Origin of the sequence: Priestia endophytica (genome assembly GCF_026790145.1) — a bacterium.
In the GTDB taxonomy this organism is placed as follows: Bacteria; Bacillota; Bacilli; order Bacillales; family Bacillaceae_H; genus Bacillus_I; species Bacillus_I endophytica_A.
Genome location: NZ_JALAMS010000028.1, coordinates 1 through 16,262, shown reverse-complemented (window position 1 = coordinate 16,262; position 16,262 = coordinate 1). Strand labels below are relative to the sequence as shown.

Annotated in this window: 15 protein-coding genes; 12 read left to right on the top strand and 3 right to left on the bottom strand. The window is 37.2% G+C overall.

What is annotated here, in order from left to right:
* The first annotated feature begins 28 nt into the window (after window positions 1-28).
* The 3 genes from MOC86_RS19195 (at window position 29) to nikC (ending at window position 3,596) form a co-directional block, all read left to right on the top strand.
* A complete protein-coding gene (locus MOC86_RS19195) occupies window positions 29-1,606 on the top strand; it encodes an ABC transporter substrate-binding protein (protein ID WP_268585595.1) in 1,578 nt (525 codons plus the stop codon).
* A 68-nt stretch (window positions 1,607-1,674) separates the two neighbouring features.
* Window positions 1,675-2,682 carry an ABC transporter permease gene (locus tag MOC86_RS19190; RefSeq protein WP_268585594.1) on the top strand — a complete coding sequence of 336 codons (1,008 nt, stop codon included), beginning with the start codon at window positions 1,675-1,677 and terminating at the stop codon, window positions 2,680-2,682.
* A gap of 14 nt (window positions 2,683-2,696) precedes the next feature.
* Window positions 2,697-3,596, top strand: coding sequence for a nickel transporter permease (nikC, locus tag MOC86_RS19185; protein WP_268585593.1), 900 nt, complete (start codon window positions 2,697-2,699; stop codon window positions 3,594-3,596).
* Between the two features lie 29 nt (window positions 3,597-3,625).
* On the opposite strand, the gene MOC86_RS19180 is transcribed toward nikC, so the two are convergent.
* Both MOC86_RS19180 and MOC86_RS19175 read right to left on the bottom strand, forming a co-directional pair.
* Window positions 3,626-4,711 carry an FUSC family protein gene (locus MOC86_RS19180; RefSeq protein ID WP_268585709.1) on the bottom strand — a complete coding sequence of 362 codons (1,086 nt, stop codon included), beginning with the start codon at window positions 4,709-4,711 and terminating at the stop codon, window positions 3,626-3,628.
* Between the two features lie 316 nt (window positions 4,712-5,027).
* Window positions 5,028-6,314 carry a glutamate-1-semialdehyde 2,1-aminomutase gene (locus tag MOC86_RS19175; protein ID WP_268585592.1) on the bottom strand — a complete coding sequence of 429 codons (1,287 nt, stop codon included), beginning with the start codon at window positions 6,312-6,314 and terminating at the stop codon, window positions 5,028-5,030.
* A 154-nt stretch (window positions 6,315-6,468) separates the two neighbouring features.
* On the opposite strand from MOC86_RS19175, the gene MOC86_RS19170 reads away from it, so the two are divergent.
* From MOC86_RS19170 to perR, 8 genes are all read left to right on the top strand, one after another.
* Window positions 6,469-7,482 carry an ABC transporter ATP-binding protein gene (locus MOC86_RS19170; RefSeq protein ID WP_268585591.1) on the top strand — a complete coding sequence of 338 codons (1,014 nt, stop codon included), beginning with the start codon at window positions 6,469-6,471 and terminating at the stop codon, window positions 7,480-7,482.
* On the top strand, window positions 7,475-8,266 hold the full coding sequence (locus MOC86_RS19165) for an ABC transporter permease (protein WP_268585590.1): 792 nt from the start codon (window positions 7,475-7,477) through the stop codon (window positions 8,264-8,266). The genes MOC86_RS19170 and MOC86_RS19165 overlap by 8 nt, the downstream gene beginning before the upstream one ends.
* 6 nt (window positions 8,267-8,272) lie before the next feature.
* Entirely contained in the window at window positions 8,273-9,058 is a 786-nt protein-coding gene (locus MOC86_RS19160; protein WP_268585589.1) for an ABC transporter permease, read from the top strand.
* Between the two features lie 47 nt (window positions 9,059-9,105).
* On the top strand, window positions 9,106-9,570 hold the full coding sequence (gene bcp, locus MOC86_RS19155) for a thioredoxin-dependent thiol peroxidase (RefSeq protein ID WP_040060639.1): 465 nt from the start codon (window positions 9,106-9,108) through the stop codon (window positions 9,568-9,570).
* 202 nt (window positions 9,571-9,772) lie between these two features.
* Window positions 9,773-10,903: an FMNH2-dependent alkanesulfonate monooxygenase gene (ssuD, locus tag MOC86_RS19150; RefSeq protein WP_268585588.1), complete on the top strand. Its 1,131-nt coding sequence runs from the start codon at window positions 9,773-9,775 to the stop codon at window positions 10,901-10,903.
* Between the two features lie 21 nt (window positions 10,904-10,924).
* Window positions 10,925-12,694, top strand: a complete 1,770-nt coding sequence (locus tag MOC86_RS19145) for a solute:sodium symporter family transporter (protein ID WP_268585587.1) — start codon at window positions 10,925-10,927, stop codon at window positions 12,692-12,694.
* Between the two features lie 91 nt (window positions 12,695-12,785).
* On the top strand, window positions 12,786-13,895 hold the full coding sequence (locus MOC86_RS19140; RefSeq protein ID WP_268585586.1) for an aminopeptidase: 1,110 nt from the start codon (window positions 12,786-12,788) through the stop codon (window positions 13,893-13,895).
* A 262-nt stretch (window positions 13,896-14,157) separates the two neighbouring features.
* Window positions 14,158-14,613 (top strand): peroxide-responsive transcriptional repressor PerR, encoded by a 456-nt coding sequence (gene perR / locus MOC86_RS19135; RefSeq protein ID WP_019390631.1) that lies wholly within the window; start codon window positions 14,158-14,160, stop codon window positions 14,611-14,613.
* A 13-nt stretch (window positions 14,614-14,626) separates the two neighbouring features.
* Here the strand turns inward: perR and MOC86_RS19130 are convergent, their stop codons facing one another.
* The gene (locus MOC86_RS19130) at window positions 14,627-14,983 is read right to left on the bottom strand and encodes a YgzB family protein (RefSeq protein ID WP_268585585.1); all 357 of its coding nucleotides are present in this window, start codon (window positions 14,981-14,983) and stop codon (window positions 14,627-14,629) included.
* 161 nt (window positions 14,984-15,144) lie between these two features.
* Here MOC86_RS19130 and MOC86_RS19125 point away from each other — a divergent pair, with 161 nt between their 5' ends.
* Complete coding sequence (locus tag MOC86_RS19125) at window positions 15,145-16,011, top strand: nucleotidyltransferase-like protein (protein WP_268585584.1); 867 nt, start codon at window positions 15,145-15,147, stop codon at window positions 16,009-16,011.
* Window positions 16,012-16,262 lie beyond the last annotated feature (251 nt).

Sequence of the window (16,262 nt, the reverse complement as noted above, 5' to 3'; positions counted from 1 at the left end):
TTTTAAAATATTATGCGAGGTGAAGGAAATGAGGAAAAAGAAATGGTCGTTTGGGTTACTCATCTTATCGTTGGCAATTGTGATGACTCTTGCCGGTTGTAGTAATTCGGAGAAAGCAGATGGAAATGGGGAGAAAGGTAGCACACTTGTATTTGCTCGCGGCGGCGATTCTGTTTCTCTTGACCCAGCAATTGTGACAGATGGTGAGTCATTTAAAGTGACTCAAAATATATTTGATACGCTAATACTATTCGGAAAACAGAACACAGAGCTTGAACCAGGTCTTGCGACAGAGTGGAGTACCTCTGAGGATGGATTAACGTATACGCTTAAATTACGTGAAGGTGTTAAGTTCCATGATGGTACAGACTTTAATTCAGAAGCTGTAAAGGTGAATTTTGAGCGATGGAAAAGTGGAAATGAAGAAAAATTTTATTACTATAATTCACAATTTGGAGATGTGATTGAGCAAATCAATACTCCTGATGAGTACACGGTGGAATTTAAATTAAAGCGTCCTCTTGCCCCATTCTTTAAAAACTTAGCAATGTCTCCATTTGCAATCGCCTCTCCAAAAGCTTTAAAAGAGCAAGGAGATAAGTTTGGAGATCATCCTGTTGGAACAGGAGCATTTAAGTTTAGTGAGTGGAAACGTAATGACCGCATTACAGTTACAAAAAACGAAGATTACTGGAACGAAGGACGTCCGAAATTAAACGAGGTCATTTTTACGGTTATTCCAGAAAACTCAGCGCGTCTTAATGCGCTAAAAACGGGGGAAGCGGATTTAATTGATGGAGTAAACTTCAGTGAAGTAGAATCTATCGAAAACGACCCTAACTTAAAAACATTTTTCCGTCCGTCTCTAAACGTAGCGTATGTTGGATTAACCACAAATCGTGGCCCGTTAAAAGATAAAAAAGTTCGTCAAGCTTTGAACTATGCAGTTGATAAGGAAGCATTGCTGAAAACATTTTATGCAGGAGAAGGACAGGTAGCGGCTAACCCAATGCCTCCAGTTGTTGAAGGATACAATAAAGATTTAGATCCATATCCATATGATCCTAAAAAAGCAAAAGAAATATTAAAAGAAGCAGGATATGAAGGTGGATTTGAGATTGAACTATGGGCAATGCCTGTTCCACGCCCATATATGCCAGATGGTCAAAAAATTGCAGAAGCTGTTCAATCTAACTTTGCAGATATCGGGGTAAAAGCCAATATTAAAACGTATGAATGGGCTACGTATTTAGAAAAAGCCCGCTTAGGTGAAGCAGATAGTTTTCTACTAGGCTGGACAGGAGACAATGGTGATGCAGATAACTTCCTTTACGTTTTACTTGATGAAGATGCAATCGGAAGCAACAACTACACGTATTATAAGAATCCAGAGGTTCATAAACTTCTTCTTAAAGCACAATCAACAATTGATAAAGAAAAGCGCAATGAGCTATATAACAAAGCGCAAGAAATTATCAAAGATGATGCTCCGTGGATTCCACTTGTACATTCTAAACCAGCTCTTGCAGGAAACAAGACAATTGAAGGATTTGCTCCACATCCAACAGGGTCAGATCGTTTAGATACAGTTGAAATTAAAGAATAGACAATTTAAAAAGGGAGTAAATTTATTTACTCCCTTTTTGAAATTTAAGAGGGAGGAGAAGAAGTAAAGTGATTACGTATATTATTCGACGTTTATTAATGCTTGTTCCAGTCCTAGTTGGACTATCTCTTATTGTCTTTTTTATGATCCGAGCTATTCCAGGAAATCCTGCTCAAGTTATTTTAGGACAGCTTGCTACAAAAGAAGCTATCGATTCCTTAACGAAGGAGCTTGGTTTAAATGAGCCATGGTATACTCAGTACTTTCACTATATCGGAAATCTTTTAACAGGTGATTTAGGAGAGTCATTACGGACTAAAAACCCGATTAGTGAAGAGCTTTGGCCATATCTAACAGCAACACTAGAGCTATCTCTTGTGGCCATTATTATTGCTATTGTTGTTGGGGTAAATGCAGGAATTATTAGTGCTTGGTTTCAAAATTCTTGGTTTGATTATATCGCAATGCTTCTTGCTCTTATCGGCGTATCAATGCCAATCTTTTGGCTTGGTTTGATGGAACAATGGTTGTTTGCAATTCAGTGGGATCTATTGCCTACTGCAGGTCGTGAAGATATTCGAAACCCAATTGACTCCATAACAGGGTTATACATAATTGATACTCTTGTTCAAGGAAAATGGGATCAATTTGCTATTGTTATAAAACACTTAGCGTTACCGAGCGTTGCGCTTGCAACAATTCCGATGGCTATTATTGCTCGTATTACACGTTCAAGTATGCTTGAAGTTATGCGCTCTGATTTTATTCGAACTGCAAGAGCAAAAGGACTCCGCATGTTTTGGGTTGTTTATCGACATTCTTTAAAAAATGCCGTGATTCCGATTCTTACGGTAATTGGTTTACAGTTTGGAGTGTTGCTTGGAGGAGCTATTTTAACAGAAACAATTTTTAGCTGGCCTGGGATTGGACGTTATATTTATGAAGCAATTGGATATCGTGATTATCCTGTGATTCAATCTGGAATTCTTATTATTGCTCTCCTCTTTGTATGTATAAATTTAATCGTTGATTTGCTGTATACAGTTATTGATCCAAGGATTAAATATCACAAATAAAGGAGGATCAACAAATGGCAGAATTAATGAAAAATAACCTTTTACCACCTGAACCTCCTATTGTAGAAGAAACATCTTCTTCTTTTCGAGAAGGGTGGCGCAGTTTCAAGAAAAATAAACTTGCTTTAGTAGGAGGCACAATTGTTCTGTTTTTTATTCTCTTAGCGATATTTGCTCCTGTTATTGCTCCTGAAGGGGTAAATGAGCAAAAATTGCAAGAACGACTCCAGGCCCCTTCAAGTGAGCATTGGTTTGGAACAGATGATTTTGGGCGGGATGTATTTTCACGCGTACTGCACGGAGCAAAAACATCACTTTGGGTTGGCTTTTTTTCTGTAATGGGCTCTATTATTATCGGGAGCTTTCTTGGGATTATAGCAGGTTATTATGGAAGAATTGCAGACGCTATCATCTCAAGGATATTTGATATTTTACTTGCTTTTCCAAGTATTTTATTAGCTATTGGAATTGTAGCAGTCCTTGGTCCATCTTTACAAAATGCGTTAATTGCCATTGCTGTCATTAATATCCCGAACTTTGGTAGGTTAATTCGTTCAAGAGTGTTAAGTGTTAAAGAAGAAGAATATATTTTAGCAGCGAAAGCGATTGGTATGTCAGATCACCGCATTTTATTTCATCATGTGCTGCCAAATAGCATTACGCCTATTATTGTACAAGGAACGCTTGCAGTTGCAACAGCTATTATTGAGGCAGCTGCGCTTGGCTTTTTAGGGCTTGGGGCACAGCCTCCGAACGCGGAATGGGGGAGGATGCTAGCAGATTCTAAGCAATACTTAATTCAAGCTCCTTGGACAATGATTTTTCCAGGGATAGCTATCATGCTTGTTGTTTTAGGGTTCAATTTACTTGGAGATGGATTACGAGATGCTCTTGATCCAAGAATGAAAAACTAAAAAAGCACGTGTCAACTGACACGTGCTTTTTAAGTTTCTTCTTCACCGCTAATCTCAAAAGAGTTTTCTGTTGTATGATAGCTTTGAAAACTATCGATAAGTAAATCAAGGTGTTCAACTTCTTCTCCATATTCAATGATAGAAGCAATGAGCGGGAAAAGATTATACAGCATTTTATTTTCATCTTCATCTTCAAGAAGCTTATATTTCATAAATGTATCAATAAGTCCACGTTTTCCTGTACAAGAAGGGTCAATTGCTTTATGCGGCTGCTGAGCACGAACTTTTCCAATAAATTTTAACAGAGTTTGTTCATGGTAGCTTAAAATGTACTCTATTTGCTCTTTTAACACTGTTTGAAACTTCTCTGGCATGTGATGAATATCATTGCCAAGTCTATGCAGCAAACGTAGTGTTGTTAATGATCTTTTTGTTGTAAGCAACATTTGGCGAAATAAAACAAGTTTACGAGATTTTACATGAGCATTTTTCTTAGAGTATTTTCGTTCTTCTTTATAAAAATCAAACGTTTGTTCAGTTTGTTTAAGGCGATCATCAATTTTTTCAATATCTTCTTTCAACAGTGTATATGCGGAAGCTTCTCTTAAGGTCATTCGAATCCATTTAATAATGTCTTCTGTTATGTGTGTCAACTTATAATAAAGTTTTGTCTCATATTTAGGTGGTAGAAAAATAAAATTTACGATAAAGGCTGATAATACTCCAAGCATAACAGTACTAAATCTAAGCAAAGCATAATCTGTTGATTCAATCGTTGTGCTTTCCATAATCGCAATAACTGTTACTAGAGAAAGCGGAATAATATTTTGGGATTTTAGACGCAAGTTGATTGTAATAACTAGAATAGCCGTCAATCCAATTACAACGGGATGATTCCCTAGTGTAAGAGAAAAGATAACCGCTACTAAAGCTCCAATAATGTTTCCTTGAAGCTGATCTAAAACCGTTAAATAAGAGCGATAAATAGATGGCTGAATCGCAAATATAGCTGCAATCCCTGCAAATGCAGGCGCTGATAGTCCAAGCAGCTCTGCTAAAAATAAGGCAAGTGTAATTGCAATTCCTGTTTTGAAAATACGAGCACCAAGTTTCATGGTGAGAGTTAATGACATTCCCTTCGTAATAAAGTTTTTCTCTGAAACCACATTATAAATCATTTGGTAAAAAAAGAAAGTCTGACTTTTATTATCTTTAATAAACAGCCAGCGTTTCCTTGCTAAATAGAGAAGAAGGAGTGCTCTATAGCTTTTAGAAAATAATTTTTTCTTTTAGTAATTGCTAAACAATAACCTACTATACAAGGTTTAGGAGAGGATATCAAGAGAAAATCTTCAACAAAAAACTCCATTTTTAGACGATGATAAAAAAACACCTCTAGAAAGGTTTCTAGAGGTGTTTTTGGTTAGTTACTTACAGTTGACTGAAAGCTTTTTCAACCGCTATTAACGTTTTTGTAATATCTTCTTCTGTATGAGCTATTGTTAAAAACCAAGCTTCATATTTAGAAGGAGCAAGATTAATGCCTTCGTTTAGCATAAGCTTAAAGAATTTTGCAAACATCTCTCCGTCTGTATTTTCAGCTTGTTCATAGTTCACTACAGTTTCATTTGTGAAGTACACTGTAAAAGCACCTTTTAAACGGTTGATCGTAATAGGAACATTGTATGTTTTAGCATGGGCGGCAATTCCTTCTTCAAGCATCTCACCTAATTGATCAAGACGTTCGTAGACGCCTTCTTCTTGCAATACTTCTAGACAAGCAATTCCAGAAAGAATAGAAGCTGGATTACCTGCCATTGTGCCTGCTTGATAAGCAGGTCCAAGCGGTGCTACTTTTTCCATAATATCTTGACGACCGCCATAAGCTCCGATTGGAAGTCCGCCTCCAATAATTTTTCCTAGAGCAGTTAAGTCTGGTTTGACTCCAAGTAAATCTTGAGCTCCTCCATACATAAAGCGGAATGCTGTGATAACTTCATCATAAATAACAAGCGCTCCAGCTTCATGAGCAAGATCATTTACAGCTTGTAGGAAGCCTTCTTTTGGTTCTACAATTCCAAAGTTCCCAACAATCGGTTCTACGAGAACACCCGCAATTTCGTCTCCCCATTTTGCAAGAGCTTCTTTAAACGGTTCAATATCGTTAAATGGAACAGTAATAACTTCTTTTGCAATACTTTTTGGAACTCCGGCAGAATCAGGTGTTCCAAGTGTTGAAGGACCAGAACCCGCTGCAACAAGGACAAGGTCAGAGTGACCGTGATAGCAGCCAGCAAATTTAATGATTTTGTCACGTCCAGTATAAGCACGAGCAACGCGAATTGTCGTCATTACGGCTTCTGTTCCAGAGTTCACGAAGCGTACTTTATCTAAATTCGGCATCGCATCTTTTAACATTTTCGCAAATTTTACTTCATGTGCTGTTGGTGTTCCATATAAAACGCCATTTTCAGCAGCTTCTGTAATAGCTTTTGTAATATGCGGATGTGCATGACCTGTTATAATCGGTCCGTACGCTGCAAGGTAGTCAATGTATTGATTGTCATCAACATCCCAAAAGTAAGCGCCTTGTCCGCGCTTCATAGCAACGGGGGTACCGCCACCAACTCCTTTATATGAGCGAGAAGGACTATTTACGCCCCCAACAATATGTTCAAGTGCTTCGCTATGTAATTTTTCAGAATTTGTAAATCTCATAAATGATGCCTCCTAGAGCATTAAAGTTTCTTCTTCTATTCTAGCAAACTTTTGCCTTTATGTACTAGAGGGAGCAATCTTACCATTTGTGTAGATGCGTCTTATTGGTTACACTAACGTATGGTAAATAGTAAAAAGAGATGGAGGAGTGAAGATGAAGGAAATTATTGAAGTAAAAGGATTGCGTAAAGAATTTAAAGCATACGCAAATCGTTCAGGATTAAAAGGAGCTTTTCGAGATCTTTTTACTCGTCAATATAAGATTGTTCCTGCTGTTGATAACGTATCAATTTCAATCAAGCAAGGAGAGATGGTTGGTTATATTGGAGAAAACGGCGCAGGGAAGTCAACAACAATAAAAATGCTAACAGGCATCTTAACCCCAACAAGCGGCCATGTGCGTGTAAATGGAATGAATCCACATAAAGAAAGAGAGAAATTTGCTCAAACGATTGGAGTTGTATTTGGGCAGCGTTCGCAGCTTTGGTGGGACATTGCGGTTCAGGAATCTTTTCGTCTCTTGAAAAAAGTATACAAAGTATCTGACGAAGATTATAACGAGCATATGAACCATGTTATTGAAACACTTGATATTGGACCACTTTTAGACAAGCCAGTCCGAAAGCTTTCCCTTGGTCAACGTATGCGATGTGAGCTTGCAGCTGCACTTATTCACAATCCGCCATTGCTCTTTTTGGATGAACCAACAATTGGATTAGACGTACTTGTAAAACTAAAGATTCGTAAGTTTCTTAAAGAAATTAATGAAAAACATAAAACAACGATTTTGCTTACCACTCATGATTTAGCTGACATTGAAGCGCTTTGTGAGCGCGTTATTATGCTTGATGAAGGAAAAGTCATTTATGATGGTCTTCTAGACAAGCTACGTACAAACTGGGGCGAGCAAAAGCAAATTTCGTTCCAATTTAAAATCCCACCGCTTCACGCTGACTTAATTAAACTAACGAAAGATCTTGATGTATCTTGGTTTAGTGGTGATCACCCAGACGTATATGTTGCCCATGTTGGTACAGATCAAGATATTATGTCAGAGCTCATTGGTAGAACAGTTGGGGCATACCGAATTCAAGATATGAGCATTGAAAAAATCTCTACAGAAGAAATTATTCGCAACATTTATGAAGAAGGTGTTGTGAGTGGATAAGTATATTGAAATGATTCGCATCCGCTTTTTGATGATGCTTGCTTACAGAACAAACTACTATAGCGGAATTTTAATTTATGGAATCAATATTGGTGCCTATTATTTTCTTTGGTCTGCGATTTATGGTGGAAAAGGAAATATTGAAGGGTTATCGATTACGCAGATGGTAACATACGTAGCTGTTTCATGGATGGCTAGAGCTTTCTATTTTAATAATATTGATCGCGAGATGGCAACAGAGATTAAGGAAGGAAAAGTAGCAGTAGAACTTATTCGTCCATATAGTTATCTTGGTATGAAAACAATGCAAGGGCTTGGTGAAGGTCTTTTTCGCTTTTTCTTCTTTTCTATTCCAGGTCTTATTATCGTTTATTTTATCTTTCCAATTGAATTTTCAGCGAGTCCAGTAACATGGGGACTTTTCTTGCTTTCACTCGTATTTAGCTTTTTTATTAATATGCAAATTAACTTGCTTACTGGAATTACCACGTTCTTTTTATTTAACAACGATGGATTAATTCGAGCAAAACGAGTTGTTATCGACTTATTTTCAGGATTGCTTTTACCAATCAGCTTTTATCCTATTTGGGCACAAAATATTATGGGGTACTTGCCTTTTCAAGGGATTAGCTATATTCCGAGCATGATTTTCACGAATGGATTCAAAGGTGCAGACGTTTATCAAGGATTGCTATTTCAGGCGCTTTGGTCCGTTGTTTTATTAATTCCAATTTCTTTAATATGGTGGGTCGCTCGTAAGCGTCTCGTCATTCAAGGAGGGTAGAGAAAAATGTTTTACTTCTCAATATTTTTTCAATATATCGGTCAATATATGAAAACAAGGCTTCAATATCGCTCGGATTTGTTAGTTGAAATTTTATCTGACTTGTTGTTTCAAACCGTTAACTTAGTATTTATTCTCGTTGTGTTTGGTCATACACAGCTTTTACATGGCTGGTCACGAGATGAAATTATTTTTATATACGGATTTTTCCTTGTCCCATTTGCTATTTTCTCTACCTTTTTTAACATTTGGGACTTCAATGAACGATACATTGTAAAAGGAGAAATGGATCGGATTTTAACGAGACCTATCCATAGCCTTTTTCAAGTTATATTAGAACGCATTGAACTGGAATCTCTCTTTGGAGCCGTAACAGGTTTAGCGGTTATGATTTATGCAGGATCGCTTCTTGATCTTCCGTTTCATTGGTATGATCCATTTATATTTCTGCTATTTGTCATTGGGGGAGCTCTTGTTTATGGAGGTATCTTTATTTCACTAGCTACAATTGGCTTCTGGTCTGATGCTAGAACCTCTATTATGCCAACAATGTATAATATCGGAAACTATGGACGTTATCCTGTAGATATTTATAACAACGTTATCCGTTACATACTTACATGGATTTTGCCGTTTGCATTTGTTGGTGTTTATCCTGCTGCATACTTCTTAAAACGAGAAGAATGGTATTGGTATTCGTTTTTAACGCCTGTTGTTGGCTTAGCTTTCTTTATTTTGTCTATTGTTTTATGGAATACAGGTGTAAAAAGATATAGAGGAGCAGGAAACTAACTGAAGTATGCTATAGTATAAAAAATAAGTTTAGGAGGTCTTTTTTTATGACATTAAATTTAGGAGAAAAAGCACCTGAGTTTTCACTACCTTCAAATACTGGAGAAGAAGTTAAGCTTTCTGATTTTGAAGGGAAATTCGTTGTTCTTTATTTTTATCCAAAAGATATGACTCCAGGATGTACAACAGAAGCTTGTGATTTCCGCGATCAGCATGAAAGTTTTAAAGAGCTTGATGCTGTAATTTTAGGTATTAGTCCTGATCCGGTTGCACGTCATCAGAAATTTATTGATAAGCATGATCTTCCATTTTTACTTCTAGCAGATGAGGAACATAAAGTTGCTGAACTTTATGACGTATGGAAGTTAAAGAAAAACTTTGGTAAAGAATATATGGGAATTGAACGATCTACGTTTGTTATTAATAAAGAGGGGGAGCTTTTAAAAGAATGGCGCAAAGTTCGTGTTGCAGGTCATGTTGAAGAAGCCCTTCAATTTATTAAAGAGCAATAAAAAATAAAAACCACTGTGAATCAGTGGTTTTTATTTTTTTTTAAACACGTTTGAAATTGATATATAGTTTGAATAGTGATAATATTTCGTTAATACATCTTCATCAATGCTAAAGCTCACTTCTTCATCTGCATCCATTTTGCATATTAAGAATGAGCTTTCTTGTTTTCTATAAACAAAGAGGTAGGGAGGAAATAGGGAGATGAAAGTGTTTTGGTTCATTCCAACATCAGGAGACGGTCGCTATTTAGGAACATCAAAAGGTGGCCGTGAGACGAGCTTTGATTATTTAAAACAGCTTGCGCGAGCTATTGATACACTTGGCTATCATGGAGCATTGCTGCCAACGGGGAGGTCTTGTGAAGATGCATGGGTAACAGCCTCTTCTTTGCTCAGTGAAACATCGAGGATGAAATTTTTAGTTGCTTTGAGACCAGGCCTTATGTCGCCAGCAGTTGCAGCCCGGATGGCTGCGACATTTGATCGATTTTCGAACGGTCGTCTTTTAATTAACATTGTGTCAGGCGGAAATCCTTCTGAACAAATTGGAGATGCGCTTCAAGTGAAGCATGAAGAGCGATATGAACTAACACGAGAGTTTCTACATATTTGGACATCTTTAATGAGAGACGGAAAATCAGACTTTTCAGGAGAGCATATTACAATTAACGGAGGTAGACTTGTTTATCCACCTATTCAATCTCCTTATCCTCCGATTTACTTTGGAGGATCATCAAGCAAAGCCCTTCCTATTGCTGCAAAGTTTGCAGATGTTTATTTAACTTGGGGAGAGCCTGTTGAACATGTGAGAGAAAAAGTAGAAAAAGTGAAAGCTCTAGCAGCGGAGCAAGGAAGAACCGTTAAGTTTGGGATTCGACTTCATATGATTGTGCGTGAGACAGCAGATGAAGCATGGAAATCAGCAAATGAACTTATTCAATATGTTGATGAGGCGCTTATTGAAAAAGCCCGCCAAGAAATGGGGCGTCATGATTCAGAGGGGCAACGTCGTATGCTTGCTCTTTATAGTGGAGATCGAAATGGCCTTGAAATTCGCCCTAACCTTTGGAGTGGAATAGGTCTTGTCCGGGCTGGTGCTGGTACAGCGCTTGTTGGAGATGCTAAAACAGTGGCAGAGCGTATGAAGGAATACGAAGAAGCAGGGATTGATACATTTATTTTGTCGGGATATCCGCACTTAGAGGAATCGTACCGTGTAGCTGAACTTCTTTTCCCGCACCTACAATTAGAAGAACATGAAGAGCAAGCTACAAAAGCTATAGCTTCTCTTGGAGTTATGATTGCTGACGACGTAAAACCTACTAAAAATTAAGCGACAGGGAGCAGGGGAGATATGGAGAATCAAAATATGTTATTTACTTTATTGTCTTGCCTATTTTTTGTCCTCCTTTTAGGAATATGGACGTATAAGAAAACAAAAGGATCAAATTCAACTACAGAAGGTTACTTTCTAGCTGGCAGAGGAATGTCAGGAGGATTTATTGCTGGAGCTCTTATCCTAACGAACTTGTCAGCAGAGCAAATGGTTGGATTAAACGGTCAATCATATGGAACAAACATGACGAACATGGCATGGGAAGTCACAGCCGTTTTTCCGATTGTTATTATGGCTTTGCTTCTTCTTCCTCGTTATCTTGGAGGAGCTTTTACAACGCTGCCTCAATTCCTGAGAGATCGCTATGATGAAGGAGTAAGGCGCCTTGTTGTTCTTTTATTTATGCTTGGGTATGTGCTTGTCACCATTCCCTCTACTCTATACTCCGGGGCTCTTGCCGTATTGAAAATGTTTGATGTTCCCGCTCTACTTGATATCTCATATTCGCAGTCTATCTGGGTTATGGTATGGATTATTGGCCTGCTTGGCGCTGTTTTTGCGATATTTGGCGGAATGAAAGCTATTGCGGTATCAGATACATTTATTGGCATTGGTCTTATTATTGTATGTACACTCATACCGATTATTGGTCTCTATCAGCTTGGAGATGGAAGTATAGGTGAGGGAGCTCATATTGTTTCAACAAATCATACAGAAAAACTTAATGCAGTTGGATCAAGTACAGACTCTGTTCCGTTTCTAACGATTTTCACCGGGATGATCTGGGCAAATCTTTTTTATTGGGGAACAAATCAATATGCCATTCAGCGTACGCTTGGTGCAGCTAATTTAGCAGAAGGACAAAAAGGCGTATTATATACAGGTTTTTTTAAACTGCTTGTTCCTATATTCATGATGGTCCCAGGAGTTATTGCCTTTCATATGTATGGAGGTGGATTGCAATCTGTTGATCTTGCTTTTCCAACGCTTGTAGCTAATACGCTACCTTGGTATTTACAAGGATTCTTTCTTGTTGTGCTTCTCGGTGCCGTATTTAGTACCTTTAATGCCTTAATTAACTCAGCAGCAACAATGTTTGCGCTAGATGTTATTCAGCCATTAAAGCCAACTTTGTCTGATCGAAAACTTTTAGATTTAAGCAAATGGTTTAGCGGTGTTTTAGCAATTGCAAGCTTTTGTATTGCCCCCTTGTTAATGTATGCTCCAGATGGCCTTTGGGAGTTAATCCGTCGTTTTACAGGTTTCTTTAATATTCCGATCATTGCTGTTGTTCTTGTTGGAATTTTTGCGCGAAAAGTTCCTGCGGTAGCTGCGAAAGTGGTTATTATTTTTCATGTTATCACATACTACATGTTGATTTGGGGAATGAATCAATTGTTTGGTATTCCTATTAATATTAATTACATTCATGTTTATGGAATTTTGTTCTTTACAGAGATTGTGATGATGCTTGCTATAAGTCGAATATCACCGAGGAAAGAAGCATGGAAGTTCACACCAAGACCTAAAGTGGATATGAAACCATGGAAATACTCCTTATTTACTTCTGTTGTTTTAATCGGATTTGTATTTGTTTTTTATCTTGTGTTCTCACCAATTGGACTAGCATATAAACAGGGGTATGTTTCTCCTTACTTTTGGCCGAGTTTAGGTTTGTTATCAATTGTAACGATAAGTATTGCGATTTTGTCAGTGAAAAAGTGGAATAAGAAATATGGTTCCTATATAGAGAAGACGACGAGTTCTGCTAAAACAATATCTTCATGAGTAACGCCCTCTTGCTCATTAGGGGGCTTTTCTTTTTCAAGCGATTCTAAGTATGTTACATTAATATGGAAACGTAAAGGGGGAGTTTAAGATGAGAGATTCACGCATTAGCACATTAGCAAGTTTGCTCACACATCATTCTATTAAGGTGAAAGAAGGAGAGAGGGTATTAATTAAAGCACATCTTATTGCACGCCCACTTGTCCTAGAATTAATTGATGAGATTTATAAAGCTGGTGCTTACCCTTATGTGGATATTTTAGATGATGAGATTTCAAAGCATATTGCAATGGGATATGAAAAAACACAGCTTGAAACAAGTGCTGCTTGGGAAATGCAAAAATATAAAGATGTAGACTGTGTTATTGCTGTTATTGGAGAAGAGAACGATGCAGAATTAGCGGAAGTACCTTCTGAGAAACATCGAATTCGTGGAGAGGTAATGAAGCCTGTTCAACAATTTTACATAAACAATAGAAGATGGACGCTTTTAAATTATCCAACAAAAGCGCTCGCTCAAAAAGCAGGTATGAGCACATCACGCTTTGAAGATTATCTACTTGATGTTTGTACAATTGACTACAGTAAAATGTATGAAGCAATGAAACCTTTAAAAGAGTTAATGGAAAGAACGGATAGAGTACGATTAGTTGGCAAAGGGACTGATTTATCTTTTTCAATTAAAGGAATAGAAGCAATTATGTGTGCTGGAGAAGCAAATGTGCCAGATGGGGAAGTCTTTACAGCTCCTATCAGAGACTCTGTTAATGGAACGATTACATTCAATACACCTTGTCCATACCGTGGAACAACGTTTACAGATGTCTCACTTACATTTGAAAGCGGAAAAATTGTAAAAGCAGAAGCGGATAAAACAGAGAAACTGAATGACATTTTAGATACAGACGAAGGATCTCGCTATGTTGGAGAATTTGCCATTGGCGTTCACCCTCTTATTCAAGAGCCAATGGGAGATATTTTATTTGATGAGAAAATTGGTGGAAGTCTTCATTTTACTCCGGGAGAAGCCTATGAAGAAGCGGACAACGGAAACCGTTCAGCAATTCACTGGGATATGGTTCTTATCCAGCGACCTGAGTACGGCGGAGGCGAGATTTACTTTGATGATGTTTTAATTCGTAAAGATGGCGAATTTGTATTAGAAGAATTAAAAGGCTTAAATAGAGAAAACCTTCTATAAAATCGGCATTTGTCTATGAACAAATGAGAGATTCCTTCATATAATAAAAACATGAAGAATACCTCCTCAGGTAAATAATAGTAGAAGGCACAAAGCATGAAATGCTCTGTGCCTCTTTTTTTGTCGTATAATAAGAAAAAGTAGGATAAAATAGAAAGAGAAACAATGGATTTCAAAAGGCCAGAAGTTGACAAAACAAGCTTAGCGGATGTACACTAATTATAAACATTATAAAGTAAGAACTTTTTTAGAAGAGAGGTGCATGGCGGTGGCAACAACAGACGATTTAAAAGAGGCTTTGGATGTACTTAAGGGTACTGGGGTTCGGATTACACCGCAACGTCATGCGATTTTAGAGTACCTAATTAATTCTATGTCTCACCCTACTGCAGATGAAATTTACAAAGCATTAGAAGGTAAGTTTCCTAATATGAGTGTTGCAACGGTTTATAACAATCTCCGCGTTTTTCGTGAAGCAGGAATCGTTAAAGAATTAACATACGGCGACTCTTCAAGTCGATTTGATTACGTAACAACTCAGCATTATCATGTTATTTGTAATGATTGTGGGAAAATTGTTGATTTTCATTACCCAGCTTTGAATGAAGTAGAAGCGCTTGCTGCGCATATTACAAATTTTGAAGTTAGTCATCATCGTTTAGAGATATATGGAACATGTCCAGAATGTGCAAAAGATAAAAAAACAGTCGAAAGCTGATCGTACGAAATGATCAGCTTTCTTTTTTCTTTCTATTATATTTCTCATTGAATTCTTTTCCTTCTAGGGCAGGATCAAGTGTAAGCGGCTCTCTACAATACATACACATGTCTACACGACCTAATACTTTTGTATACTTTTTGCATTCAGGGCATACAACTTGGACGGCTTTAGTAGAAAGCATCCCAATCCAAAAATAAACAACAGTGCTGCCAACAATACATAAAAGACCAAGAAGCATAAAAAGGGTCATTAGTAGCATTGATTCTCTAAAGAAAATCCCCACATACATAACGATAAAACCAATAAACACAAGACTTAAAGCGAAAGTGCGAATTTTATTAATTTTACTCGAATATTTAGTAGCCATGAAAGCCCTCCCTTTTCCTTATCATACCATAGGAAATGGCACATTTTTCTCATGAATTATCGTCTAATAGAAGAGGATTTCGACAATGGCTGTCGAAAGAAGAAGAATACCGAAGTTCCCTTCAAAGTGAAACGGAATTTAAATGTTGGAGGAATTATGATATGGAAGATATACTGCGCCCAATTTATCAGGAAAGAGCAAGTAATCGTGATACATTAGGGGTTTTGCTTATTGAAAAGAGTAAGTCAAGTCTACCTGTGACAGATAATCAAGATGCATTGCTCGTTGTAATTGTTAAAAAAGCTGAAGTTCCGCTTTTTATTAAACACTATCATCGTCACAATACAACTGCTGCCCTTTATACTGTAACAGAGGAACAGCTTTATGATTGGTTAACAAACGGCAGCAATCGTCGAGTTGTAGACTGGATTTTTAATGGGCAAATCCTTTTTGATCGAAATGAGTACTTAGAAACTTTAAAAAAGCAGCTTGATGAATTTCCTTACCATGACCGTTATAAAAAAATAGGAATTGAGTTCGCGAAGCTTATTCGTCGGTTTATAGAAGGAAAAGCGTTTTTTACAAGCGGTAATCATTTAGATTCCTTTAATCATATGGTTCACGCTTTGCATCATTTAGCTCGTCTTTCTGTTCTAGAGCATGGATTTCACCCAGAAGTAACGGTATGGAGTCAAGTGAAGAAACTTGAGCCTGAGGTTTATAAATTGTACGAGGAGCTTGTAGAAAGCAAAGAGGGAATTGAAAAACGTCTTGAACTGCTTTTCTTAGCGAGTGAGTTTTTATTAAATCAGCGTATTGATTTAGGTTCAAAACATCTTTTATCCGTAATGAAGCAAAAACAGGAACCATGGACATTTCAGCAGCTTATGACAGAGGAAGAGATAGCTCCTTATAGTATTGACTTAGGAATTGTGTTAGATTTTCTTGTTGAGAAAGAGCTTGTCTTTATTTATGAAGAAGAAACAAAAGGGAAAAATATATATCACAGATATTATACAACAAGATAATATAGATAGGGTCTTCTAGCATTCAGCAAGAAGACCCTCCCTTATTTCTAAAAAGATATAAAAAAAATGAAAATAACTGTTGACGATTCTTTTTTATCTTGGTATAGTATTACTTGTCGCTGCTACGGTAGCACAAAACGGAAATTGAGTTAAAAATTATTTTAAAAAAGTTGTTGACACACTTCGAAAGAAGTGATAAGATGTAAAAGTCGCTGTTAACGACAAACGAAATGATTGACCTTTGAAAACTG